Raw genomic sequence first — 25,472 nt, forward strand, 5'->3', positions numbered from 1 at the left:
GATTTATCTCAATAGTTCCGGGCGAATGTTGCAGAAGATTGCCATGTGACGCAGGATCGAGGCGCCCGACGGGCCTGCCGCGGACAATTCAGAAAATTCGCGTTGAGCGTCGCGAGAAGACGTGCATCTCAAATTGTGAAAGATGACGAGAATTTCATGCGAGAAACGTCATCTTCTCGTCATGTCGACGATCCACCGAATCGAGACAATTGCTCCCATCGACGTCGCAATCGCGATGTCCCTGATAAAGGAGTGAATATGAAAACCCGACTACTCGTTGCAGCGCTTCTCGCGGCGGCTGTGGCTGCACCCGCGTACGCCGAGAACATGACGGGGAAAACGCGCGCTCAGGTCTACGAGGAGCTCATCGAAGCCCAACGCAACGGCCTGCGATATATCACGAACACGTCGTACCCGGACGTATCGCGGATCTACGCTCCCCAAGCGGCCAAACGGGCCGACGAGGCGCTCGTCGCCGATGCGAAGGGGCCGTCGCCGGCAGCGGGTGCCGAGGCGTCGGGTGCACCTGCGCGGGCCGTGCATGCGGCGCCAGCCTGCCAGGGTCCCGCCTTTTTCTGCGAACCGTTTTTCGGTTCATAGCAGCGCGCTTGGCAGCCCCGTCAGGGGGCCTGCCGCTCGCATTTCATCGCAAACGTAAGCCTCTTCGGTAAGGGATAAATATGGACTTTGCTGAACAAATGCTCTCGCGGAACAAGACATGGGCGCACGAGACGGCCCGTCGCGACCCCGCACTCTTCGGCCGCATGCGGCAAGGGCAGCGGCCCGCGATTCTCTGGATCGGCTGCTCCGACAGCCGGGTGCCCGCGGAGATCGTGACGGGCGCGGCGCCGGGCGACCTTTTCGTGCATCGCAACGTGGCGAATCTTTTTTTGCCTCACGACGACAATTCGATGAGCGTGCTCGAGTACGCCGTCCGCGTCCTCGAGGTCAGCGATATCGTCGTTTGCGGGCATTGTGGCTGCGGCGGTATTCGAGCCGCGCTCGAAGGTACGACCGGTGGGATGCCGCACGTCGAGCGGCGGATCGTCGCGCTGCGTGAGCTCGTTCGGCGCGAGCGAGAGGTGCTCGCGGCGATTCCAAGCATCGAGGAGCGGGCGAACTGGTTGGCCGAGCTGAATGCCGTCGAACAGGCGAGGACGCTCAACCAGATGCCGCTCGTGCGCGACGCGGTATCGCGGCCCCGCGTGCACGCCTGGATCTTCGATATCCGGAGCGGGCTCATCCGCAGGCTCGCATCGTCCGGCGATTCGTCGCTCGGGATCAATGCCCAAAGGCCGGCTGCCAATGATCATCGCGAGACGACGTCCGTGTGGACGATCTGATCGCTTCCACGGGTTCCTACGATGACGAATGCCAAGTTCATGGCGACGCTGCCGCGCGATTGCTGCGCGGGCGTCGCGGTATTTCTCGTTGCGCTGCCTCTTTGCCTCGGTATTGCACAGGCATCGGGCGTCAACGCCATCGCCGGTCTTCTCGCAGGCGTGATCGGCGGCCTCGTTGTCGCGCTTCTGAGCGGATCCCGCCTGAGTGTCAGCGGGCCGGCCGCCGGATTGATCGCGATCGTGGTCGAGGGCCTGGCCAATGTCGGCGGTTTTTCCGCCTTCTTGAGCGCTGTTTTCGTGGCCGGCGTGGCGCAATTCTGTTTCGGCGCGTTGGGATTAGGCCGTTTCGCGTCTTGCATCCCGTCGACGGTGATCAAGGGTATGCTCGCAGCCATCGGCCTGTTGCTGATCGTCAAGCAGTTCCCCGTTGCGTTCGGCTGGTTCGACGCCGATGCAAATCCCATGGGCGGCGGCACCGATGCACGGCTGGATACCCCATTCGGCTCCGTGTCGCTCGTCGCCTGCGCACTGGCGCTTCTCTCGTTCGCCGTTCTCTGGGCATGGGACACGAAGTGGGTCCGCCGCAGCGCGTTGCTCCGCTCAGTCCCGGCGCCGCTCGTCGTCGTTGTGCTCGGCATCTTCGCCACGGTGGCAATCGATGCGTGGTTGCCGCAACTCGCGCTGCCCGCCGACCAGCGCGTGAATCTCGCGCCGATCGATTCCTTGGCGGCATTGGCGCAATGGGTCACATTGCCGGATTTCTCGGCGTTGACGAGTGTCGAGGTATGGCGACTCGCGGGCACGCTCGCGATCGTGGCGAGCGTGGAGACGTTGCTGAGCCTCCAGGCCATCGAGCAGATGGATCCCATGCGGCGCTCGGCGTCGCAGGACCGCGAGCTGCGGGCGCAAGGCGTCGGCAACATGTTGGCGGGCATGCTCGGCGCACTGCCGATCACGGCGGTCATCGTCCGCAGCACGGCCAATCTGCATGCGGGCGCTCAAACCCGGGCGTCGGCATTCGTTCACGGCGTGCTGATTCTCGCCAGCCTGTTCGCATTGACTTCGGTTCTGAACTTGATTCCGCTCGCATGTCTCGCCGCCATCCTGATCGCGACGGGCGCCAAGCTGGCCAAGCCTTCGGTCTGGGTCGAGACGGCCAAGAGCGGCGTGGATCGATTCGTGCCGTTCATCGCCACCATTGCCGGCGTGATGGCCACCGACTTGCTGATCGGTGTCGCCATCGGGGTGGCCTGCAGTGCCTTCCTTGCGTTTCGGTCCACGCTCAAGCAGGCATTCCTTATTGATACACGAGCGGGCGAGTTCGTCCTGCAGTTTCGCAAGGACCCTTCGTGCTTCATCAAGGCGGGCCTGAAGGACAGGCTCGGCGCGCTCCCGGACGGCTCGACGCTCGTGGTCGACGCTTCGCGTGCCGACACGCTCGACGCCGACATTCGCGAGTACATCGGCGAATTCGCGCGCCGCTCCGCCGAACGAGGGATCAAAGTGCAGTGGCGCGACGCGGCCGCACGCGCGCCGGCCGAGCTCGCGCGCAATGAGCATGGCGAATGGGGAAGGCCGTCGCCGCGCGGCAACCGCGCTTTCGATCGTCGGGCTCTCGAATAATTCAAATCTGGGCGGAACTGGCCGCGCACGCGGCGGCCAGTGCGCTCGTCGCGGCGTTCATCGTCCCATATGTGGGCTCGTGGCGGAACGGTGGTTTTTCTTTGCGGAGGCGCGGCACCCTCAGAAGCTGTACGACGGACCCGGTTGAAGCGGATAAACTCTCGCCAACGCAACCGGAATGAGCCGCATAACATGCATCAAAGAAAAGCCCTCGAAATCGTGCTGGAACGCATTCTGTTCAAATCGCGCTGGCTGCTGGCGCCGTTTTATGTCGGCCTCGTGCTGTCGCTCGTGATGCTGCTCGTGGCGTTCGTCGGCGATCTCGCCCACGTCCTGCCGAATCTTCTTTCGGCGAGCCCGGAAGAAATCATTCTCGCGGTCTTGACGCTCATCGACCTTTCATTGGCGGGCAACCTCGTCGTGATCGTGATGTTCTCCGGCTACGAGAACTTCGTCTCCAAGATCGATACGGGAACGAGCGAGGATCGCCCCGATTGGATGGGCACGCTCGATTTCTCGGGCCTCAAGATGAAGCTGATCGGCTCGATCGTCGCGATTTCGGCGATCTCGCTGCTGCGCGCGTTCATGAAACTGACGGAGCCCGGTGCCGTGTTGGACGAAGCGCGCATCCGCTGGCTCGTGATCTTGCATGTGACGTTCGTGGTGTCTGGGCTTCTTTTCGCCTTGATGGACTGGGTGGCCGCGCAGGCGGAGAAACACTGATTGCGCCGTTCGGCGACGATAGAAGCTCGCCTGCGAGTGCGGGCAGCGAGGAAGCTGGCGTCGGTGGCGTTTCGGTTCAGTCTTGCTTTTCGATGGCCGATGACCGAAGCGCGGATCGAATGGCATCGACGATGAATGCCTGCCTTTGGCGCGACATTCGCTCGGTAGGCGCCGCAACGCTGATCGCTGCGATCGGATAGTCCCGACGGTCGCACACCGCGACGCCCACGCCGAGCGCGCCCTTGGCCGCATGATTGCCTATCACGGACCAGCCGCGCTCACGCGCTGCCTTGACGAGCAGACGCAACGTCTCGCTGTTGAGCCCGCCGTAGCTCGACAGGGCGTCGCCATGCTGGATGATGACCGCTTGCGCCTCGTCATCGGGCAATGCGGCGAGCAACGCAAGGCCCGCGGCGCCGACGCCGAGCGGCTGGCGTGTCCCGACGTCCACGGCGAGGATTTGCACCGGGTAGCTCCCGATCCGGCGCGCGATGCATGACGACATCCGTCCTTCGCGCACCACGGCGAATGCGGCGTCTCCGCTCTCGACGCTGACGTGCTCGAGCACGGGCTCGAGCCGTTTTGCAATGATCGATTGCGTGAGGACATTGTCGGCGCGCCACCGGCGCACGGCTTCTCCCGCCACATATCGATAGCGTCCGCTGATTTCGACGTAGTCCGCCTCGACGAGCGTCTCCAGGATCCGATAAACCGTTGCCCGCTCCAATTGGCAGCGGCGCCCTATCTCGGCCACGCGCAGCCCCGCGCTACCGGCTTCGATGATGGCGGCGAGTACGTCGAGGCCGCGACGGAGCGCGCGCAACCCCCCGCTTTTGTTGTCGTCGAAAACGCCCGTCAGGCGAACGGTTGAATCGGCAGCGCTCGATTGCATGAGAGAAGTCGTCGTGAAATGGCGGCCCACCTTTGCAGATGCCGAATGGAGTCACAAGCAGGGAAAACACTAGTCGGCGAATCGGATGTCATGCCCCCAAAACGTCCGCTTGACGGACGATTCGATTTCCCGTCACCGAAGCGCGCCCGGAGAATTGCCGCTGTCGAAGGCGGGACGGCCGACCGGAGGAACGCCGTCGATGGCAGGGGCTATGTGCACGTTCACCGCGTGCATCTCTGGGATTTCGTGCATGTATCCGATTGATTTTTTCTGGCGCGCCGTGCGCCGCTGGCCGGACCGGACCGCGATTGACGCACCTGACGGCGCCGTTCGCTACCGCGATCTCGGTCACGCTGTCGCCGCGCTCGCCGTGGCCTATCAGACCATCGATCCGGCACCGCAAAGCCGCGTCGGGATCTGCGCAGGCAACGGCAAGGCGCACCTCGTCGCGCTGCTTGCGACGCTTGCGAGCGGCAAGGTGTGGGTGCCGCTCAATCCGCGCAGCACGCAACCGGAGATTCGCCGAATCCTCGATATCACGGAGCCGACCATCGTCGTGACGGATGCGGCATCCGAGCATCTGGTCGCGGGCGCAGCCGGATATCGGATCTACTGCGACGAGCGGCAGCAAGAGCCCGGCGAAGACGCGGGGGCAGGCGCGTCGCCGCTCGGGCCGCGCGTATCGTTGAGCAGGCTCATCGCGGCGCATGACGGAGCGGCGCCGCGCACCTTCGATCTATTGCGCGACAGTGCGACGCAGGCCATCAAGTTCACGGGCGGCACGACCGGCATTCCCAAGGGCGTGATGCAGCCGTATCGTGCCTGGATGGCCAATGTGGCCAACCAGATCCAGACGTGGCGCCTGACCGAGCATGATCGTTACGTCGTTGCGGCGCCGATTACGCATGGCACGTCGACGTACGTTCTCCCGATTCTCGCGCAGGGCGGGTGTCTCATCATTCCGTCAGAAGCGGGTGCGCCCGGCGTTCGCGAGGCGTTCCGCGATGGCGGCGGCACGGTTTCTTTCATGCCGCCGACGTTGATCTACAAGCTGATGGGCTTATCGGGCGTTTCACGCCACGACTTTCCTCATCTGCGATTGCTGATCTACGGCGGCGCGCCGATGCCCGCGGAAAAGATCCGCGAGGCGCGCGCGTTTTTCGGCCCCGTCCTCGCGACGCATTATGGCCAGACCGAAGCGCCTCAGATACTCACGGCGATGCGTCCCGAAGATTTCGCCGATCCGGCGCGCTGGTCGTCCGTCGGCGCGGCGACCTGGTTCTCCGAGGTGGCGATCATGTCGGCCGACGGCAAGCGCTTGCCGCCGGGCGAAATCGGCGAGGTCGTCGCGCGCGGCGACTTGCTGATGACCGGATATTGGAGACTGCCCGAGAAGACCGCTGAAACGTTGATCGACGGCTGGCTGCACACGGGCGATCGCGGGTATCTCGACGAAGCGGGTTTCCTATATCTGAAAGATAGAATTCGCGACGTGATCATCACAGGCGGTTTCAACGTTTATCCGATCGACGTCGAAAACGCGCTAGGTCAGCATCCGAGCGTGTTCGAGTGCACGGTGTTCGGCGTGCCGGACGACGTCTGGGGCGAAGCCGTCCAGGCCGCCGTCCAGTTGCGGCCCGGCCGGTCCGCCACCGAAGCCGAGCTGACTTCGTTCGTGCGAGAAAAGCTCGGTGCCGTTCATACACCGAAGCGCATTCACTTTTTCGACGATTTGCCGCGGTCCTCCGTGGGCAAGGTGGCGAAGAACGCGGTGCGGGACCAAGTGCTGTCCGGCGGCCACCCCGTCAATGAGAAAGCTTGAAGATATGTGAGGTCTCACAAAACCTATGAAGCCTGAACTCAAGACCGAACGTAAAGGGCCCGTGACGCGGCTTTGCACGCATACGCTGACTTCGCTCAAGTACGGCGAAGCCGATCTCGTTGAAGAGTTGATCGGGAAGCAGACTTTCACCGAGGTCCTGTTGCGACAAATTCTCGGCCGCCCCATCCGTCCCGTGGATGTGCGGATCGCCGACATGGCGCTCGTCGTGCTGATGGAGCATGGACTTACGCCGAGCTCCATCTCGACACGCCTCGTCTACATGAGCGCCCCGGAGAATCTCCAGGGTGCCGTGGCGGCAGGGTTGCTGGCGGTCGGCAGCCAGTTCGTCGGGACGATGGAGAACTGTTCGCGCCTCATCGACCGGATCCGCGATTCGGATGACGCGCGAGCCGAAGCGTCGGCGATCGCGCGCGAGTATGTGCAAGCTCGCAAGGCCATTCCGGGATTCGGCCATCACTTGCACAAGCCTGTCGATCCGCGCGCCTACAAGCTGCTCGATCTTGCTCGTGCGGAGCCCGAACTCGCGGGAACGCATATCGAGACGCTGATGCTGCTTTCGCGCGAGATCGACGCCACCTTTGGGCGGCCCATCACGATCAACGCGACGGGTGCCGTTGCCGCACTACTCGGCGAAATCGGCGTAGCCACCGAGGTCATGCGCGGATTCGCCGTCATTTCGCGCGCGGCCGGCCTCGTATCGCACGTGGTCGAAGAGCGGCAATCTCCTTCGGGACGCTTCATCTGGGAAACGGTGGAAGACGCCATTCCTTTCGTTTCGGGCGAACCGGGCCCGGCCTGACGCGGCCGGCCTCGGCAAGACAGACAACATACGACAAGCGAGGAGACGATTCATGAGCGCGATATCGGAGCAGACCGTCGCGGACCACGCGTTCCAACAGCGCACGATGGCGAAGGTCGCGTGGCGCATCCTGCCCTTCCTTTGTTTCTGCTTTCTCGTCAATTACATCGACCGAACCAACGTGAGCTTTGCCGCGCTCACCATGAACCGCGATCTTGGCGTGACGCCGACGGGATTCGGCTGGATCGTCGGTGCGTTCTTCTTCGGCTACTGCATCTCGGAGATTCCCAGCAACCTTGCGCTGCAGCGATTCGGCGCGCGAGTATGGCTTGCCTGCATCATGATCGCCTGGGGATTCATGACGATGGTGTGCGCGTTCGCTCGCACGCCCGCGGAGCTGATGGCCGCGCGCTTTCTTCTCGGGGTTGCGGAGGGCGGCTTCTCGCCGGCGGTCTTCATCTACCTTGCCCATTGGTTTCCGTCCCGATGGCGCGCCAAGGCGATCGCGACGTTCCTGCTCGGCGTTCCGCTCGCCGCCGTGATCGGCGGGCCGCTCTCCGGCGCGATTTTGTCGCTCGCCGGGGTAGGGGGCTTGAAACATTGGCAGTGGCTATTCGTGCTCGAAGGAATCCCGGCGCTGGGTCTCGGCGCGCTTTGCTTGCGCACGCTGATCGATTCGCCTTCGAAGGCGGGCTGGCTCGATGCCGGCGAGAAGGCCTGGATCGAGTCCGAGCTGCGCATCGAGCGCGGGGAGATCGAACGAGCCGGGCATATGACGCTCGGGCAGTCGCTGACCGATTTTCGTGTCGTCGTGCTGTCGCTCACTTATCTCACCGGGTTGATCGGCCTCAATGGCGTCTATTACTGGATGCCGCAGATCCTGAAGTCGTTCGGTCTCGATACCGTCGCTGTGGGCTTCGTCAGCGCGATACCGAATTTCGTCAGCGCGGTGGGTATGGTGCTTTGGGCGCGCAGCTCGGATCGCACCGGCAAGCGGGTCGGGCACGTGGTCGCCACGTGCCTCGTCGGGGCGGCCGCGCTTGCTGCCAGCAGCGTTCTCACCGATCCGAAGTGGGTGATGGTCGGCCTGACCGTCGCGCTGATCGGCGGGTTCGGGTTCCTCGCCACCTTTTGGGCGGTACCGTCGACGTTCCTGACGGGGCGCGCGGCCGCCGGCGGGTTCGGGCTGATCCTGTCGATCGGCAACTCGTCCGGCTTCTTCGGACCGTACATCGTCGGTTGGCTCAAGGAGGAGACGCACGGGTACGGCGGCTCGTTTTTCGCCCTGTCCGGGTTCCTGCTCGCCGCGGTGCTGCTCTCGCTGACGTTCGCATACCGGGCGAGGGCGAGCGGCGCGGTTGCGGCAGCGGAGTCGTAACCGCGGGTGACCGTATCCGGGCTCGATTTGGCCACGGGCAGCGGCTATCCTGGTGGTTTGAGGTTGCGCTTGCAAATTGCCAAACCGGGAGGCTGTCAATGTCTCAACCGCTTTCCTCGCACGATTGGCGCGAACATGGCGTTCGCGTCATCTCGGGCAATCAACTGGATACCAACGTTCCGCAGACGCCCGGCATGAACCGGGCCGCGGCGATCAATTACGCGCGCGTCGGCGCCGAGAAGATCTGGGCGGGGACCGTTACGATCGAACCGAGCGCGAAGACCGGTGCCCATCACCACGGGCATGTCGAAAGCGTCATCTACGTCGTGCGCGGCAAAGCGCGCATGCGCTGGGGCGAGCAATTGGAATTCGTCGCCGAGGCGGGGCCGGGCGACTTCATCTACGTGCCGCCCTATGTGCCGCATCAGGAGATCAATGCCGATCCGAGCGAGCCGCTCGAATGCGTGATTGTGCGCAGCGACAAAGAACCTGTAGTCGTCAATCTCGACATTAAAGCCGTCGAGCCGCCCGAGGCTGTGTACTGGGTCGATCCAGGGCATCCGCGGCCTGGCGATGCCTAAGGGCGAAAGCGGGGCTGCGCCTATCGGCATTGGCCGGGCGCAGCGGGACCGCTATCACCGGTGCAGCGAACTTCCGTTCGTCCTAGCGATGTCCCGGGTCGTACCTATGCGATTGCGACTATCGTAGAGTGTGTCGCTGTGCGACCGAGGGTCGCTCGCAGGAACCCCCGCTGGTCATATCGGATATACGGGTTGATGAGCGTGCTTTCACGAGAAGAACTTGATGCGCGCCTCGAGACGATCGAGGCGCGGATGGATGCCAGGGTCGCTATTATCGAGGGCCAGGTCGCCGCTTTTATCGCTCGAGCCAATGAGCGTGACCTACGGCTGGCCGAGCACCAGGATCGGCTGACCTTCATGTTCGAGGAGCGGGACAAGCGGCTCGCGGAGCGCGACAAGCGAATCGAATACCTCGCCGAGCAAGCGACCTCGGCGGCTCAGAGCGCCTCGACATTGAAGGCGAACTTGTGGGCGGCGACATTGACGATCATCGTTTCGGTAGCGGGGATGGTCATGGCCGCCTACCACGCAAACCAGTCGTCCAACCTCGCGCTGATGCAAACGGTGATTTCAGCGTTTCAGCACGGCCAGCAAACGCTGCCGTCGAACCAATGAGCGCTTGGATTTTTGCTGGCTTTTCGATGCGCTAATTTCGCTCGTCAGTCCAGTGGTATCCTATCGCCCGCCTGCAGTAAAGAACGTCGGCGGCAGTCAGATAAAAAACATGAGAGAGAGCATATGGGCCAAAACTGTGTGGCGGGGTTTTATCCCGCATTCAAAGCCAATATGGAAGCGCTCGGCCTGCAAGTGCCGACCGGTCTGTTCGCGACCCAGGAGAAAGCGCTCGGGACGATCACTGTGCTAACCGGCTTTGTGAAATCGTTCGGAATGAAGGTGACGATTCGTGAACTGATCGGTGCTGGGAAGCTAACCGAAATCCTTTCTGTCGCAGGAGCGTACTACGTCTCCTACTACCTCGGCGCCGTACTTGGCAGCTTGCTCGTCGCAACAGACGAGGCCTACGCGTGCAAGTCGGGTGCGGCCGCATCGGCGCGCTTACATCAGAAGCTCATGAGTGTCGGCTTGCCGCTGCCTGCGTCAATCACACTCTTGCTTGCCCACCACCCAGAAGTATTCAAGCCGTTGCCGTGGCGGGCCGTGTATCGTGTTCATGCGACCGCACCATCTGGGGCGAAATGATGAAATGGTTGATTGACCGCGGATTGCTGTTGCTAACCGGCCTGGTCTTTGTCACTTCTGCATGGTTTTTCACGCATTGGCTCGGGAGCGACCGCTTTTACTCGATCGTTAATACGGTCATGGTTGCAGCGCTATGGTTCGAAGTCGCGCGCCTTCGAAAGATTCTTCGGGAGAACGGCATTGACCCGAATATGAGACGGAAGGCAGGCGACGATGGAAAGCGCCAAAAGTGACGAACCGCGGGCACCCTGGCGAGCACGGGGGCGTTTTGCCTTTTGGCCGGCGGCTGAGACTTTCTTTGGTCCCCCCGACAGGAATCGAACCTGTATCTAGCGCTTAGGAGGCGCTTGTTCTATCCATTGAACTACGGGGAGAGGACCGGATAGGGCGCGTGGCGCCGCTTGAACGTGCCGATGCGGCCAGAGTATAGCAAACATGCCACGGACGCTTACCCGCGCATCGGCGCGACGTTCGACGACGGCTACTGTTGCTCGCGCACCCACCGCTCGCCGGACGCGCTCAAAACTCCACGACGCTGAATTCGCTCTTGCTCACGTCACAAAGTGGGCAGCGCCAGTCGTCGGGGATGTCGGCGAAACGCGTGCCCGCCGCGATGCCTTCGTCGGGAAGCCCTTCCTCTTCGTTGTAAATCCAGCCGCAGATCAGGCAAACCCAACTCTTGTACTCGACTACTTCACTCACCGCAAACCACCTTTCTCTATCTCGAAAATCGATACGATAGCGGCTTCGAGCCGCATCCTCGATCGGTCCAATCGTCGCATCCTCGACTGCGTCGAGCGCTTTCATGCCGGCCGGGAACCCCCCCGGCTGATGCCCAACATGCGTGGCGATTGATCGCGCGGCGCACGCGGCGCGCCATTTTACCCGAGCGTCGGTGCCGAAGCGCCATTCCGTATGGCCGTACAATCGGGCTTTCGGATTTTTTCAGGCAGCGCTTTTCCATGTCGCTTTATTCCATCGCCGATGCCCAGCTCGCCTTCGGGCACGTCGCGCTGCTCGACCACGCCGATTTCTCGCTCGAGGCGGGGGAACGCGTCGGGCTCATCGGCCGCAACGGCGCCGGCAAATCGTCGCTTCTGAAGATCGTCGCGGGCCTCATGCAGCCCGACGATGGGCTCGTCTCACGCCAGCAGAACCTGTCGACCGTCTATGTGCCGCAGGAGCCGGAGTTCGCCCCCGACATGACTGTCTTCGACGCAGTGGCGGCCGGGCTCGATGAAGCGCGCGCGGCGCTCGACGAATACGATGCGGTTGCCCACGAGCTCGCGGCCACTCCCGAGGGCGCCGCGCACGACACCCTGCTCGCGCGCATGAATGCATTGCAGTCGAGGCTCGATGTCACGAACGCCTGGAACTGGCGCACGCGCGTGGCAACGACGCTCGCGCAGTTGAGCCTCGATGGCGACGCGCGCGTCGGCGCGTTGTCGGGCGGCATGCAAAAGCGCGTCGCACTCGCTCGTGCGCTCGTCGTCGATCCTGACGTGCTGCTGCTCGACGAGCCGACCAACCATCTCGACTTCGACGGCATTCGCTGGCTCGAGGATCTGCTCGTCGGGGCGCGCGCTGGACTCTTTTTCATCACGCACGATCGCGCGTTTCTCGATCGCGTCGCGACGCGCATCGTCGAGCTCGATCGCGGCAATCTCCTGTCGTATCCGGGAAACTTCTCGGCCTATCAGACACGCAAGGCGCAGCAGCTAGAAGTGGAGCGAGTCGAGAACGAGAAGTTCGACAAGCTGCTCGCGCAAGAGGAGGTGTGGATCCGAAAGGGCGTCGAGGCACGCCGCACGCGCAGCGTCGGGCGCATCGCGCGGCTCGTCCAGATGCGCCGGGAGCGCGCCGAGCGGCGCAACGTGCAAGGCAACGTGAAGCTCGACGTGGGGCAGGGCGAGCGCTCGGGCAAGATCGTCGCGGAGCTCGTCGACGTGACGAAGCGCTACGGCGAGCGCACGATCGTCGATCGCTTTTCGACGACGGTGATGCGCGGCGACAAGATCGGCTTCGTCGGTCCCAACGGCGCCGGCAAGACGACGCTGCTGAAGCTGATCCTCGGCGAAATCGCGCCCGATGAGGGCACGGTGCGCGTCGGAACGAATCTGCAAGTGGCCTACTTCGATCAGATGCGCGCGCAACTCGATCAGGAAAAGAGTCTCGCCGACACGATCAGCCCCGGCAGCGACTGGATCGAGATCAACGGCGCGCGCAAGCACGTCATGAGCTATCTCGGCGATTTCCTGTTCGCGCCGGAGCGCGCGCGTTCGCCCGTGAAGTCGCTTTCGGGCGGCGAGCGCAATCGACTGCTGCTCGCGCGGCTCTTCGCGCGTCCCGCGAACGTGCTCGTGCTCGACGAGCCGACGAACGATCTCGACATCCCGACGCTGGAGCTGCTCGAGGAATTGCTCGGCGATTACGACGGGACGGTGCTGCTCGTCAGCCATGATCGGGCGTTCCTCGACAACGTCGTCACTTCGGTCATCGCCTCGGAAGGCGGTGGGCGATGGCGCGAATACGTCGGCGGCTTCACGGACTGGCAGACGCAGCACGAGCGCGCGACCCGGCTCGCCGAGGAAGCGGCCGCGGCGCGCGCGCCATCCGCGCCGCCGCGCGCGGCGCAAGCGCAAGAGGCCGCGGCGGGCCGCGCCGCTCAACGCGCCGCGAAGCTTTCTTACAAGGAACAGCGCGAGCTGGAAGCGCTGCCCGAGAAGATCGCGGCGCTCGAGGCCGAGCAAAAGGCGATCGGCGCGCAGCTCGAGGACGGCTCCATCTTTGCGAAGGACGCGCGCGAGGGCGCCCGCCTGACCGAACGCTATGCCGCCATCGATGACGAGCTCATGGCTGTCCTCGAGCGATGGGAGGAGCTGGAGGCGAAGCGCAAATGAGCGCGAAACGAGCGGCTCGACGACATTCGGGGCCGGGCCACCTGACCGTTGAGCCGAATTGCTCCGCACGTCGAACAAAGTAAAATACGCCGCGTTTCCCGCGACGCCAGGGCGCGGCTCGGCTTGGCTTCGCCTGATTCGCCCGTTGCGCAGGCACGCCCGTCGCACCCTTTGTTCCGATTCGTTTTTTTTGATCTTTCAACGTATTGTCCACGCGGATATCCACAGCCGCTGTGGACAACGATGACTTAACGACACGATGCCCACGAAAAAGCCAAGCGCCGCGTACAGCGAGGCGTCGATCAAGGTGTTGAAAGGCCTGGAGCCGGTCAAGCAGCGGCCCGGCATGTATACGCGCACCGAGAATCCGCTGCACATCATTCAGGAAGTCATCGACAACTCGTCCGACGAGGCGCTCGGCGGCTACGGTCGACAGATCACGGTGACGCTGCACGCCGATCACTCGGTCTCGGTAGAGGACGACGGCCGTGGCATTCCGTTCGGCCTGCACCCCGACGAGGGCGTGCCCGTCATCGAAATCGTGTACACACGCCTGCATGCGGGCGGCAAGTTCGACAAGGCGGCGGGCGGCGCTTACACATTCTCCGGCGGCCTGCACGGCGTCGGCGTTTCGGTGACGAACGCGCTTTCGTCGAGGCTCGACGTGACAGTCTGGCGCGACGGCAAGGTCGCCCGGATCGGCTTTGCGCATGGCGATGTCGTGGGTCCTCTCGAAGTCCGCGCGGCCGAAAAGGGCGAAAAGCGCTCGGGCACGCGCGTCACGGCGCTGCCCGACCCGAAGTATTTCGATTCGTCGAACGTGCCGCTCGGCGAGTTGCAACGCCTCTTGCGTTCGAAGGCGGTGCTTTTGCCTGGCGTGGAAGTGACGCTCGTGATCGAGAAGACGGGCGAGCGTCAGAGCTGGAAGTATGAGGACGGCTTGCGCGGCTATCTGCTCGAAGGCATGGCCGGCAGCGATCTCTTGATCCCGCTCTTCGAGGGCGAGCGATATGCGGAAAGCGCGCGCACGACCGAAGACGCGTTCGCCGAAGGTGAAGGCGCGGCATGGGTCGTCGCCTGGAGCGAGGAAGGCCCGCTCACGCGCGAGTCTTACGTCAACCTGATTCCGACGCCGGCAGGCGGGACGCACGAAGCGGGCCTGCGCGACGGGCTCTTTCAGGCCGTCAAGAGCTTCGTCGAACTGCACAACCTGCAGCCGAAGGGCGTGAAGCTGCTCGCCGAAGACGTGTTCGCGCGGGTGTCGTTCGTGCTGTCGGCCAAGGTGCTCGATCCGCAATTCCAAGGGCAGATCAAGGAAAGGCTCAACAGCCGCGACGCCGTCAAGCTCATCTCTTCGTATGTCAAACCCGCTCTCGAGCTCTGGCTCAATCATCATGTCGAGCACGGCAGGAAGCTGGCCGAGCTCGTCATCAAGCAGGCCCAGGCGCGCACGCGCGCGGGTCAGAAGATCGAAAAGCGCAAGAGCTCGGGCGTGGCCGTCCTGCCGGGCAAGCTGACCGATTGCGAGTCGACCGACATTTCGCGCAATGAGCTCTTTCTCGTCGAAGGCGATTCGGCCGGCGGCTCGGCGAAAATGGGTCGCGACAAGGAGTACCAGGCGATCTTGCCGTTGCGCGGCAAGGTGCTCAATACATGGGAGACGGAGCGCGACCGGCTCTTTGCCAACAATGAGGTGCACGACATCTCGGTGGCGATCGGCGTCGATCCGCACAACCCTGACGACGAGGTCGATCTCTCGAACTTGCGATACGGCAAGATCTGCATCCTGTCGGACGCGGACGTCGACGGCGCCCACATCCAGGTGCTGCTGCTCACGCTGTTCTTCAAGCATTTCCCGCAGCTCATCGAGCGCGGCAACGTCTACGTGGCGCGGCCGCCGCTCTTTCGCGTCGACGCGCCGGCGCGCGGGAAGAAACCCGCGCAAAAGCTCTATGCGCTCGACGAAGGCGAGCTGGAGGCCATCCTCGACAAGCTGAGGAAAGACGGCGTGCGCGAATCCCAGTGGTCGATCAGCCGCTTCAAGGGGCTCGGCGAAATGAGCGCCGAGCAGCTCTGGGATACGACGATGAATCCCGACACGCGGCGCCTCATGCCCGTCGCGCTCGGCGAGCTCGATTACGATTCGACGGTCTCGCGCATGACAATGCTGATGGGCAAGGGCGAAGCGGCCGCGCGCCGCAGCTGGCTCGAAGAGAAGGGCAACGAGGTCGAAGCCGACATTTGAAGCGAATGGCCACGGCCGAACACGCTCCTCCTGAATACGGACACCATTTTCGATGGCTCAACAAGACGATTTGTTCGCCCCGGCCGTTGTGCCCGACGGCGAATCCCTGACGCTCGGTCACTATGCCGAGCGGGCCTATCTCGACTACGCGGTGAGCGTCGTGAAAGGCCGCGCGCTGCCCGACGTGAGCGACGGCCAGAAGCCCGTACAGCGGCGCATCCTCTATGCGATGAACGAAATGGGCCTCGCCGCCGATGCCAAGCCGGTGAAGTCGGCGCGCGTCGTCGGCGATGTGCTCGGCAAGTACCATCCGCACGGCGACCAATCGGCCTACGACGCGCTCGTGCGCCTTGCGCAGGATTTTTCGATGCGCTATCCGCTCATCGACGGCCAAGGCAATTTCGGCTCGCGCGATGGCGATGGCGCGGCGGCGATGCGTTACACCGAGGCACGGCTCACTCCGATCGCGCGGCTTTTGCTCGATGAAATCGACGAAGGCACGGTCGACTTCATGCCGAACTACGACGGCTCCTTTCAGGAGCCGAAGCTTTTGCCGGCGCGCTTGCCTTTCCTGCTGCTGAACGGCGCGTCGGGCATCGCGGTCGGCCTCGCCACGGAGATTCCCTCGCACAACCTGCGCGAAGTCGCCGCAGCGGCCGTCGCGATGATTCGGCATCCGAACATTTCGCACGCCGAATTGATGGAGCACCTGCCGGGCCCTGATTTTCCGGGCGGCGGTCAAATCATCTCGAGTCCCGCCGAGATCGCGGCGGCCTACGAGACAGGACGCGGGAGCCTCAAGGTACGGGCGCGCTGGAAGATCGAAGAACTCGCGCGCGGCCAGTGGCAACTCGTCGTCACCGAGTTGCCGCCGAATACGTCGGGACAGAAGGTGCTCGAGGAAATCGAGGAACTGACGAACCCGAAAGTGAAGCTCGGCAAGAAGACGCTGACACCGGAGCAGTTGACGCTCAAGCAAACGGTGCTCGCGCTCGTCGACACGGTGCGCGACGAATCGGGCAAGGATGCGCCGGTGCGGCTCGTCTTCGAGCCCAAGACGAGTCGCATCGATCAGACCGAGTTCGCGAACTCGCTGCTCGCGCATACGAGCCTCGAATCGAACGCGCCGCTGAACCTAGTCATGATCGGTGGGGACGGGCGGCCGAAGCAAAAGGGCTTGACCGAAATCCTGCGGGAATGGGTGGGGTTCCGTTTCGCGACCGTCACGCGGCGCACGCGTCATCGCCTGACGAAGGTCGACGATCGCATCCATATCCTCGAAGGGCGGATGATCGTCTTCCTCAATCTCGACGAGGTCATCCGCATCATTCGCGAATCCGAGGAGCCGAAGCAGGCGCTCATCGCGGCGTTCGGTCTCTCCGACCGTCAGGCCGAAGACATTCTCGAGATCCGGCTGCGCCAACTCGCGCGGCTCGAGAAGATCAAGATCGAGAAGGAACTGCAGTCGCTGCGCGACGAGAAGGCGAAGCTCGAGGAACTGTTGGCGAGCGATACGGTGATGAAGCGACAGATCATCAAGGAAATCGAAGCCGATGCGAAGCAGTATGGCGACGAGCGCCGCACGCTGATTCAGCAGGAAAAGCGCGCGACGTTCGAAGCGCGCGTCGTCGACGAGCCGGTGACCGTCGTCGTTTCGCAGCGCGGCTGGGTGCGCGCGCTCAAGGGACATGGGCTCGATCCGGCGGGCTTTTCGTTCAAGGACGGCGACAGCCTCTATGCGGCGTTCCAGTGCCGCACGCCCGATACGCTGATCGCCTGGGGCAGCTCGGGACGCGTCTACTCGGTTGCCGTCGCGATGCTGCCGGGTGGGCGCGGCGACGGCGTGCCCGTGACTTCGCTCATCGAGCTCGAAGCGGGCACGCACTTGCTCCACTACTATGCGGCGAATGCCGAGCAGCCGCTTTTGCTGGCATCGAGCAACGGCTTCGGGTTCATCGCCAGAGTGAGCGACATGGTAAGCCGCGTGAAGGCGGGCAAGTCGTTCATGACGATCGACGCGGGCGCCGCGCCGCTCGCGCCGATGCCCGTGGTACCCGATGCCGTCCAGGTGGCCTGCCTGTCCAGCTCGGGACGTCTGCTCGTGTTCGGAATCGACGAGATGAAGACGCTGACAGGCGGCGGGCGCGGCATCACGCTCATGATGCTCGACGAAAAGGAGACGCTCGTGCAGGCGCTCGCGTTCGGTGCGGCCGGACTGATGCTGCTCGGCACGGGGCGCGGCGGCAAGCCGCAGGAGGAGACGTTCGCGGGTGCCGCGCTCGAGCCGCACGTCGGCAAGCGCGCGCGTCGCGGCCGCGCACCCGATACGCGGCTCAAAGTGAGCGCATTGCGGCCGGCGCTCGGCTGATACGGCTCGCCGCATCCCGGCAGCGGTATCGTTCGTTCGGACACCTAAATTTCGGAGAGACGCCTGATGTCGATCGCCATGAACGTTGCGTTGTTTCTACATCTCGCCGCCGTCGCGGTTTGGGTCGGCGGGATGATCTTCGCGCAGTTTTGTCTGCGCCCGTCGCTCGCGGACGTATCGCCGCAGTTGCGGCTGCCGCTGATCGAAGCGGTGTTCGGGCGATTCCTGACCTGGGTCGGCGTCGCCGTGATCGCGATTCTGCTCTCGGGTGGCTTCATGATGGCGCGCTTCGGCGGCAGTCATGCACCCTGGCCGTTGACGCTGATGGCGGTGCTCGGCGTCCTGATGATGCTGAACTTTGGGCACCTGCGCTTCGCGGTCTTTCCACGCATCCGGCGTGCGGTGCAGGCGCAGAAGTGGCCCGACGGGGCCCGGGCCGTCGACACGATGCGGAGGCTCGTGTCGATCAATCTCGTCCTTGCCGTCGTCACCATCGGCGCGGCCGTCTATTCGCGCGGCTTTTGATCGCGAGGCATCCGTCGGCTCATCTCACTTTGCGGGAGCTCTGTCTGCGCGCGCTTCATCGGGGCGAGAGCGCTGTCGACGCGGTGTAGATGATCGCCACGATCAAATAGACCGCATAGACGGGCATCTTGAACCGGGCAAGCGCGATCAGCGAGAACAACGCGGTGCCGAGAGCGGGGCCCGTGAACGGCACGTGTCTATAGACGTGCGCGACGGCGGCGACGAGAAATGCCGTCGTCGCGGCCCGCAGCACGCGCATCCCGTGCTCAAAGCGAATATTCGTCTCCAGCCGCTGCAAGTGTCGCCGTGCGAATACCACCAGTGCGCCTGAAGGGACGAAGTACGCCAGCGTGGCGGCGGCGGCCCCCGCCATGCCGTGAATCAAGTAACCGAGAAACGGCACGACGTTGAGAAGCGGCCCCGGCGAAACAGGCGAGAGCGCAAACGCGAGCGTGAAGTCGCGCAACGTCACGCCGACGCCTGGCGCGACGAAGAGCATCTTCAGCACCGGCAACGCGGAAAACCCGCCGCCGAAGAGCGTCAGCGCCGCCCCCGCGAGCCGTGGCAGCACCAGGAGCGACTGATAGTGCGCCGGGAGGGGCAGCGCGAATATCGCGATTAATGTTGTCAGCGCCGCGAGCAGCAACTTGTCTCGACGCGTGAGCGAGAACGCCAGCCGTCGTCCCGTGCGCTCAGGGCTCGCCGCCCAGCCGGCAAAGAAGGCGCAGGCGAGCAGCAGCACGAACACGCTGCCTATCTGCGCGAATAGAAGCACCGCCGAGGCGAGCACAGCGGCGATCCATTCGATTCGGGAATGCATGAGCGTGCGCACCTGACGGTACCAGGTCAGGGCGATCAGCGTGCCCAGTACGACGGCGAAATGATTGATCAGCGCAGGCGTCGCGAATGCGCGAACGACCGGCGAGTGATAGAAGGCGGCAAACGCGGTCATCGCGCAGAAGAAGGGCAGCACAGACGCCGCGCCGGCGATCCACGCTCCGGCGCCGCCGGCCAGCGCGTGACCGACGAGCACGGCGACATTGCAGCCCACAGCACCGGGCGACATCCAGGCGAGCGCGACGAGATCGGAGAATTCGCTGCGTGTCAGGCGGCGCGCCCGCTCGACATATTGGAGCTCGAGCTGCGCGATCAGCGCGATCCCGCCCCAGGAAAGCGCCGAGAGCGCGAAGATGGAACGAAAGAGCGCCCAGCGGGGCTCGCGCCGCGGCTGCACGGCCGCGCTCGGCGTCGTTTGCTCGGGAGCGGCCGCGGCGCGACGTTCGGCGCTGCCCTGTTCGGTCTCGGTTGTTGCTTCCTCGGACATCGGCTCGATCCTCGCGCGGCGCGCGGCGAACATTTTGTCGCGGGCGCCCCGCGATCATGTTTTCAAGCGGACTGTCCGCTCGTGCTCTTTTGACTGCTGCCGCTGCCATAGACAGCAAGCGGCTCACGCATTCCACATACGCCGAATCGGTCGAGCAACGTGGAGATACCGTCGGCCGGGACTGGGCGTGAGAAGAGAAAGCCTTGCGCCTGGATGTTACCGAGCGCGGACAGCCACGCGATTTGCTCTTCGGTTTCGGTCCCTTCTACGACAACCGTGAGCCCGAGCGAGCGCGCAAGGTTGACGATGGCCGACACCATCACGCAAACGCTGCGATCGGCAGGAATGGCCTGCACGAACGATCGATCGACCTTGAGCGTATCGACCGAAAAGCGGTTCAGGTAGGAAAGCGACGAGTAGCCGGTGCCGAAATCGTCGAGCGCAATGCTGACGCCGAGCCGTTTCTTGAGCGCCGCGATTTTCTCGGATACGAGATCGGGGTACTCCATCATGGCGGTCTCGGTGATCTCGAGCTCGAGCCGGTGTGCGGCGATCCCTGTTTCTTCGATTGCACGCGCGATCGTCTCGTAGAGATCGCCGCGCCAAAACTGCACCGCGGAAATGTTGACGGCGAGCGTTAGCGTCTCGTGCCCCTGACTTTGCCACGCTGCCAGCTGCCTGCAGGCCTCGGCGATGACGAAATCGCCAATCGGCACGATAAGGCCGGTCGATTCGGCCACGGGAATGAACTCGCTCGCCGAGATCACGCCTTGCTGCGGATGATTCCAGCGCGCGAGCGCTTCGAAGCCCGTGATGCACCGTCGCGCAAGATCGATCTTCGGCTGATAGACGAGGAAGAGCTGGCGTTCCGTGAGCGCGACGCGAAGCTGCTGCTCCCACTGCATCAAGTGATCGGCCCGGTGCGACAAATGCGGCGAGTAGAACTGATAGCAGTTCTTGCCTGCGTCCTTGGCGCTGTACATCGCGAGATCGGCTTTTTTGAGCAGATCGATCTCGCTTTCGCTCGCGACCGAATAAAGTGCGATGCCGATGCTCGCATGTAGCACGAACGAAGTGCCGCGGACATCGAACGGTTGTTCGAACACGTCGCGCATGCTTTCGGCGAGCTGAACGGCTTGCCGCTCGACATCGCCGCCCTTCAGCACGACGACGAACTCGTCGCCGCCGATGCGCGACAGCACGCCCGCGTTCCCGACCGTATCGGCGAGGCGCGAGGCCGTCATCTGCAACACGATGTCGCCCGCGTTGTGGCCGAGCGTGTCGTTGACCGTTTTGAAGTTGTCGAGATCGATGAAGAGGATCGCGAGCCGGCCGACGTTGGCGGGATCGCCTACGTCGTGGCGCAGACTCTGCAGCGTGGCGTAGCGGTTGCGCAGGCCTGTCAGCAGATCGTATTCGACGAGATGCGTCATCTCCCGCTCGCGGCCGAGCAGCTTGCCGATGAGCCCTGTCGCGACGGCGAAGAACCCCAGCATCGCGAGTGAGATGAAACCGGCCATCAGCAGATAGACGTTGCGCGTGTGATGGTAGTCGGCGAACTCTTCCGCTTCGGAGAGCCCGACGAGCACGCCCATCGGATAGCCGTCGATATGTCGATACGACACGATGCGCTTGATGCGGTCGATCGGGTCGACCTGGGTGCCCGAGACGTGCTCGGAGATCGGATAGACGCCCGTTGCCGAAAACGCGGTGGCCGATCGCGCGGCGCCGGTGCGGCGCGCGAGCACGGCTCCGCTGTCGGCCACGACGGCGATCACGCCGTCCTTGCCGATTGCCGCGTTGTTGTAGAAGTCGCTCGTGAAATACCCCGGATTTTCCGATACGACGACGACCCCGGCGAACGAGCCGTCCAGGTGGTTCAGGCGGCGCGTCATCTGCAGCGTCCATTGATGGGAGACGCGGCCGAGAACGGGCGTGCTGATATAGAGCTGGTCGTCGTTTTCGTGCTCGTGCACCTTGAAATGCTCGCGATCGGAGAGGTCGATCGGCGCCGGATTCACCTCGGCCGTCGACGCAACGAGCGTGCCGTGCTCATTGATGATCGAGACTTGGACGAGCGTATCGCTCTGGACGACTCCTTTTTCGACCGTGCTGCGCAGGTCGAAGTGCTCGGGATTTTTCTCGAACTCGAATTTGACGAACCGCGTGATCTGGTCGACCTGATGGATCGCCTTGATCGTGTGCTGCTCCAGCGCGGCGGAAAGAATGGCAGCTGAAGCGGCCGCTTCCCGGTAGGTCGACTCGCGCTCCACTGAAAGGCGCGCCGAGATGACGGTCCATAGCAGCACGAGCACGAGCAGGCCGAGCACCGGGATGGCTACGAGCGCACGGCGTCGCGAGCCGACCGGGTCGTGCCTTGTGCGCGCGTCACGGGCGGAATGGGACCGGGAAAAGTTCATCGGGGCCGGGGCCTGGCAAGCGGCGAGAGCGAGAGCGGGTGTCCTACTAGCATGGCAGATTCATTCATTGGCTGCATGGCGAGCATCTGCGTGGCTGATCGCGGCGCCGTGTGAAAGACATCCACAGTCGCCGGCTCACCCCGCGAGCCCCGGACGGAGCACCTTTTCGTAGGCTCCCTGATGAAGTCCTCGCGGGGGCTCCCCGACGCGAGCATCCTATCGGGGCTTTTCAAAGAAGTCCTCTCGGGGGTTCCCGGAGAAAGTCCCCGTTTGGAGCGGGCAGTCTTCAGAAGGATATTACTGAATGGTCAGCAATTTAGATAGCCTGACTTAATCGGGTAAACGTGTGCAATGGCGGGCACGTTTCCGGCGCCGGAGGCGTTTTTGCTCATGGAACGCGCTTTTTGTCCGGCTCATGCCCGGCAGCGCCTGCTTCTGGGGCGGCACTGCCTCAACGTTGGGCAGCGGCGCACCGGCGCTGAAGAGCAATTCCTCGGCGCCGTGGCAACTCGTGATTGTGAAGAAGGACCGCCGGGGGCGCGGCGGGGGCCGCATTGGAGCGGAGCCGGCGGTACGGGCCGAGTAGAGGAGACGCCCGATTCAGGGCAGCTGGATCGTACCGTCGACGATCGTCGCTGCGGCCCCGCCGATCCAGATTTTGCCGCGTGTGTCGTCGTATTCGACGAAGACGCGACCGTCGCGTCCGAGCGCGGTGCCCTGCCGCACCGTATAGCGCTCCCCGTGGCGGCGCCCATGAGCGGCGAAAAGGCTCGCGAGCCCCGCGTTGGCGCTTCCCGTCACAGGGTCTTCATAGATGGAGAGGTTGCCTTCGACGACGATACAGCGCACCTCGAGCGTCGCGGGTCCGCCCTCGCCGTGGGAGGCGTACAGGGCGACCCCGCTGGTGCCGGTGCGCTCGGCAATGCGGGCGAGCGCGCCGGCATCGGGAGCGAGCGCGACGCACGTTTCCGGCGAATCGATGCCGACCATGAGCCAGTGCACGCCATTGTCGACGGACGTCGGTGCAATGTGGTGGAAATCGATCGTCTCCGTACCCAGCGCTTCCCTCAATGCGGCCCAATCGGCTTCGGCCAAAGGCGTGAGCCGGGCCGGCGGAGCGCTGAACGCTCGCACGCCCGCTGCGCGCTCCTCGATTTCCACGAGACCGACGCCGCACTGCTGCACGAGACGGCCCGCCGTTTTGGGGCGGTAGCCACTATCAACGAGCGCGTGCGCCGTGCCGAGGGTCGGATGCCCCGCGAACGGCAGTTCATGGACCGGCGTGAAGATACGCACGAGGTAATCGGCCGACGGGTCGGTCGGCTTGCAGATGAACGTGGTCTCCGAGAGATTCGTCCATCGTGCGATCGCCCGCATCTGATCGGTGTCGAGCCCGTCGGCATCGAAAACGACCGCCAGCGGATTGCCCTTGAAGGGCGCCGCTGAAAACACGTCGACCTCCTTGAAGCGAACCTGGCGTGAAGGCATCCAGCCTCTCCCTTATGCCACTTCGGCGATGAGCTCGATTTCGACGCACGCGCCGGTCGGGATTTGCGCGACGCCGAAAGCCGAACGTGCGTGCTTGCCGGCTTCGCCGAAGACGTCGACGAAGAATTCCGACGCGCCGTTCGTCACGATGTGCTGCTCGGTGAACTCGAGCGTCGAATTGACGAGGCTCATGACCTTGACGATCCGCTTCACGCGATTGAGATCGCCCGTGAATGCGTGGAGCGTGGCAAGCAAATCGATCGCGATCGCGCGGGCGGCCTTTTGGCCCTCTTCCGTCGTCGTCGTCGAACCGAGCTTGCCCACCCACGGCTTGCCGTCCTTCCTGGCGATGTGGCCGGACACGTACACGGTGTTGCCAGTTTGCGCGCACATGACATAGGCGGCGGCCGGCGTAAGTGCCGTGGGCAGCTCGATGCCGAGCGACTTGAGCTTGTCGTACACGTTTTGCTGAGCCATGAGATGTCCTTGAAAAGTCATTGAATTGAATAACCGGCAAAGCGATTCGGCGGCCTTCGCGCGGACCGGAGCCCTGAGCGCGAAAGCCGCCGTTGCGCCGCCGATCAGAGGCGTTCGCGAATCAACGCGGCAAGGCGAGCGATGCCTTCGTCGATGCGTGCGGGCGGAACCGTCACGAACGAGAGTCGCAACGTATTCGATGCGGCTTCATTCGCGAAGAACGGTGCGCCGGGCACGAAGGCCACATTATGCGCGATGGCGGCTTCGAGCAACTGCATCGTGTCCATGGCTGCCGGCAAGGTGACCCAGAGAAACATGCCGCCCTCGGGCCGATTCCAGCTCACCCCCTGGGGCATATGGCGCGCCAGCGCGTCGAGCATGGCCTCGCACTGGCTCACATAGAGCGCGCGAATGGCGGGCACTTGCTCGTCGAGGAAGCCGTCCTTGATCACTTCGTGGACGATGCGCTGCGTGAGGCTCGGCGTATGCAGATCGGTCGCCTGTTTGGCCTGCACGAGTTTGTAGTGGAGCTCCTCGGGCGCGACGATGTAGCCGAGCCGGAGCCCTGGAGCCAAAATCTTCGAGAAAGTGCCGCAATGGACGATATGGTCGGGCGCCATCGAGAGCAACGTCGGAAGCGGCTTGCCTGCGTAGTCGAGCGCGCCGTACGGGTCGTCCTCGACGACGGGAAAGGCGCTCCTCTTCGCGAATTCGGCGAGCGCCAGACGCCGCTCGAGTGTGAGCCGGCGGCCAGTTGGATTCTGGAAGTTCGGCTGCGCGTAAAGCAACCGCGCACCTTTCACGAGCTCTGAAGTCAGCGCCTCGGGAATGAGCCCGTCGTCATCGGTCGGCACCTGCACGTAGCGCGGCTCGCAGAGCGAAAACGCCTGAAGCGCGCCGAGATAGGTCGGCGTCTCGACGAGCACGGGGCTTGCCGGATCGATGAGCGCCTTGCCGATCAAATCGAGCGCCTGCTGAGAGCCCGTCGTGATCAGCACCTGCGATGGGCGGATCGTCGCGCCTGCCGTCGAGCATCGTGCGGCGATCCATTCGCGCAGCGGCGCATAGCCTTCCGTGGCGCTGTACTGCAACGCGGCGGCCGGCGCTTCGCGCAGCACGCGATCGGTGGCCGCGCGGATTCGCTCAGCGGGGAAAGTGGACGGCGCGGGCAAGCCGCCCGCGAACGAAATGACCTCGGGCCGTTCGGTAACTTTCAGGATCTCGCGGATGGCCGAGCTCGTCAGCTTGCGGGCGCGCTCGGAAAGCTGCCAGTTGCGTTGTGGCAAGTCGCTTTGATCCATGAAAGTCTCCTTATAGCGGTTGGGGAAGCGGCGGCAAGCGCA

At 63.8% G+C, this 25,472-nt stretch carries 22 protein-coding genes and 1 tRNA gene; 15 read left to right on the forward strand and 8 right to left on the reverse strand.

Features of this window, described 5'->3' with window-relative positions; all coding sequences use genetic code 11:
* Positions 1–258 precede the first annotated feature (258 nt).
* From AB4Y31_RS13675 to AB4Y31_RS13690, 4 genes are all read left to right on the forward strand, one after another.
* On the forward strand, positions 259–600 hold the full coding sequence (locus AB4Y31_RS13675; RefSeq protein WP_368674332.1) for a DUF4148 domain-containing protein: 342 nt from the start codon (positions 259–261) through the stop codon (positions 598–600).
* 80 nt (positions 601–680) lie between these two features.
* Complete coding sequence (locus tag AB4Y31_RS13680; protein ID WP_368674333.1) at positions 681–1,343, forward strand: carbonic anhydrase; 663 nt, start codon at positions 681–683, stop codon at positions 1,341–1,343.
* Positions 1,344–1,364: 21 nt separating this feature from the next.
* A complete protein-coding gene (locus AB4Y31_RS13685; RefSeq protein WP_368674334.1) occupies positions 1,365–2,966 on the forward strand; it encodes a SulP family inorganic anion transporter in 1,602 nt (533 codons plus the stop codon).
* Positions 2,967–3,158: 192 nt separating this feature from the next.
* A complete protein-coding gene (locus AB4Y31_RS13690; protein ID WP_368674335.1) occupies positions 3,159–3,689 on the forward strand; it encodes a TIGR00645 family protein in 531 nt (176 codons plus the stop codon).
* A 76-nt stretch (positions 3,690–3,765) separates the two neighbouring features.
* Here the strand turns inward: AB4Y31_RS13690 and AB4Y31_RS13695 are convergent, their stop codons facing one another.
* Positions 3,766–4,581: an IclR family transcriptional regulator gene (locus AB4Y31_RS13695; protein WP_368674336.1), complete on the reverse strand. Its 816-nt coding sequence runs from the start codon at positions 4,579–4,581 to the stop codon at positions 3,766–3,768.
* Positions 4,582–4,831: 250 nt separating this feature from the next.
* On the opposite strand from AB4Y31_RS13695, the gene AB4Y31_RS13700 reads away from it, so the two are divergent.
* From AB4Y31_RS13700 to AB4Y31_RS13730, 7 genes are all read left to right on the forward strand, one after another.
* Positions 4,832–6,403, forward strand: coding sequence for a class I adenylate-forming enzyme family protein (locus AB4Y31_RS13700; protein WP_368674337.1), 1,572 nt, complete (start codon positions 4,832–4,834; stop codon positions 6,401–6,403).
* A 25-nt stretch (positions 6,404–6,428) separates the two neighbouring features.
* Positions 6,429–7,223 (forward strand): citryl-CoA lyase, encoded by a 795-nt coding sequence (locus tag AB4Y31_RS13705; protein ID WP_018443037.1) that lies wholly within the window; start codon positions 6,429–6,431, stop codon positions 7,221–7,223.
* A 52-nt stretch (positions 7,224–7,275) separates the two neighbouring features.
* Positions 7,276–8,601 (forward strand): MFS transporter, encoded by a 1,326-nt coding sequence (locus AB4Y31_RS13710; protein WP_368674338.1) that lies wholly within the window; start codon positions 7,276–7,278, stop codon positions 8,599–8,601.
* Positions 8,602–8,699: 98 nt separating this feature from the next.
* On the forward strand, positions 8,700–9,182 hold the full coding sequence (locus AB4Y31_RS13715; protein WP_018443035.1) for a cupin domain-containing protein: 483 nt from the start codon (positions 8,700–8,702) through the stop codon (positions 9,180–9,182).
* A gap of 195 nt (positions 9,183–9,377) precedes the next feature.
* Positions 9,378–9,797 (forward strand): hypothetical protein, encoded by a 420-nt coding sequence (locus AB4Y31_RS13720; RefSeq protein ID WP_368674339.1) that lies wholly within the window; start codon positions 9,378–9,380, stop codon positions 9,795–9,797.
* A gap of 123 nt (positions 9,798–9,920) precedes the next feature.
* Positions 9,921–10,382: a hypothetical protein gene (locus AB4Y31_RS13725; protein ID WP_368674340.1), complete on the forward strand. Its 462-nt coding sequence runs from the start codon at positions 9,921–9,923 to the stop codon at positions 10,380–10,382.
* Complete coding sequence (locus AB4Y31_RS13730) at positions 10,379–10,615, forward strand: hypothetical protein (protein WP_368674341.1); 237 nt, start codon at positions 10,379–10,381, stop codon at positions 10,613–10,615. Before AB4Y31_RS13725 ends, AB4Y31_RS13730 begins: the two co-directional genes overlap by 4 nt.
* A 66-nt stretch (positions 10,616–10,681) precedes the next feature.
* Here AB4Y31_RS13730 and AB4Y31_RS13735 read toward each other — a convergent pair.
* Positions 10,682–10,756, reverse strand: a tRNA-Arg gene (locus AB4Y31_RS13735).
* A gap of 145 nt (positions 10,757–10,901) precedes the next feature.
* On the reverse strand, positions 10,902–11,084 hold the full coding sequence (locus AB4Y31_RS13740) for a rubredoxin (protein ID WP_368674342.1): 183 nt from the start codon (positions 11,082–11,084) through the stop codon (positions 10,902–10,904).
* Positions 11,085–11,344: 260 nt separating this feature from the next.
* Here AB4Y31_RS13740 and AB4Y31_RS13745 point away from each other — a divergent pair, with 260 nt between their 5' ends.
* From AB4Y31_RS13745 to AB4Y31_RS13760, 4 genes are all read left to right on the forward strand, one after another.
* A complete protein-coding gene (locus tag AB4Y31_RS13745) occupies positions 11,345–13,282 on the forward strand; it encodes an ATP-binding cassette domain-containing protein (protein WP_368674343.1) in 1,938 nt (645 codons plus the stop codon).
* 259 nt (positions 13,283–13,541) lie between these two features.
* Entirely contained in the window at positions 13,542–15,527 is a 1,986-nt protein-coding gene (locus tag AB4Y31_RS13750; RefSeq protein WP_018443029.1) for a DNA topoisomerase IV subunit B, read from the forward strand.
* 52 nt (positions 15,528–15,579) lie between these two features.
* On the forward strand, positions 15,580–17,895 hold the full coding sequence (parC, locus tag AB4Y31_RS13755) for a DNA topoisomerase IV subunit A (protein WP_368674344.1): 2,316 nt from the start codon (positions 15,580–15,582) through the stop codon (positions 17,893–17,895).
* 66 nt (positions 17,896–17,961) lie between these two features.
* Entirely contained in the window at positions 17,962–18,420 is a 459-nt protein-coding gene (locus AB4Y31_RS13760; RefSeq protein WP_368674345.1) for a CopD family protein, read from the forward strand.
* A 55-nt stretch (positions 18,421–18,475) separates the two neighbouring features.
* Here AB4Y31_RS13760 and AB4Y31_RS13765 read toward each other — a convergent pair whose 3' ends face one another.
* The 5 genes from AB4Y31_RS13765 to AB4Y31_RS13785 form a co-directional block, all read right to left on the reverse strand.
* Positions 18,476–19,744 carry a chromate transporter gene (locus tag AB4Y31_RS13765; protein WP_368674346.1) on the reverse strand — a complete coding sequence of 423 codons (1,269 nt, stop codon included), beginning with the start codon at positions 19,742–19,744 and terminating at the stop codon, positions 18,476–18,478.
* A gap of 62 nt (positions 19,745–19,806) precedes the next feature.
* The gene (locus AB4Y31_RS13770; RefSeq protein WP_368674347.1) at positions 19,807–22,164 is read right to left on the reverse strand and encodes an EAL domain-containing protein; all 2,358 of its coding nucleotides are present in this window, start codon (positions 22,162–22,164) and stop codon (positions 19,807–19,809) included.
* A gap of 600 nt (positions 22,165–22,764) precedes the next feature.
* Positions 22,765–23,652 (reverse strand): PhzF family phenazine biosynthesis protein, encoded by an 888-nt coding sequence (locus AB4Y31_RS13775; RefSeq protein ID WP_368674348.1) that lies wholly within the window; start codon positions 23,650–23,652, stop codon positions 22,765–22,767.
* 12 nt (positions 23,653–23,664) lie between these two features.
* Positions 23,665–24,129 carry a RidA family protein gene (locus AB4Y31_RS13780; protein ID WP_368674349.1) on the reverse strand — a complete coding sequence of 155 codons (465 nt, stop codon included), beginning with the start codon at positions 24,127–24,129 and terminating at the stop codon, positions 23,665–23,667.
* A gap of 104 nt (positions 24,130–24,233) precedes the next feature.
* Positions 24,234–25,430 (reverse strand): PLP-dependent aminotransferase family protein, encoded by a 1,197-nt coding sequence (locus AB4Y31_RS13785; protein WP_368674350.1) that lies wholly within the window; start codon positions 25,428–25,430, stop codon positions 24,234–24,236.
* Between the last annotated feature and the right edge of the window lie 42 nt (positions 25,431–25,472).

It is taken from the genome of Trinickia sp. EG282A (assembly GCF_040965455.1).
GTDB classification, from domain to species: Bacteria; Pseudomonadota; Gammaproteobacteria; order Burkholderiales; family Burkholderiaceae; genus Trinickia; species Trinickia symbiotica.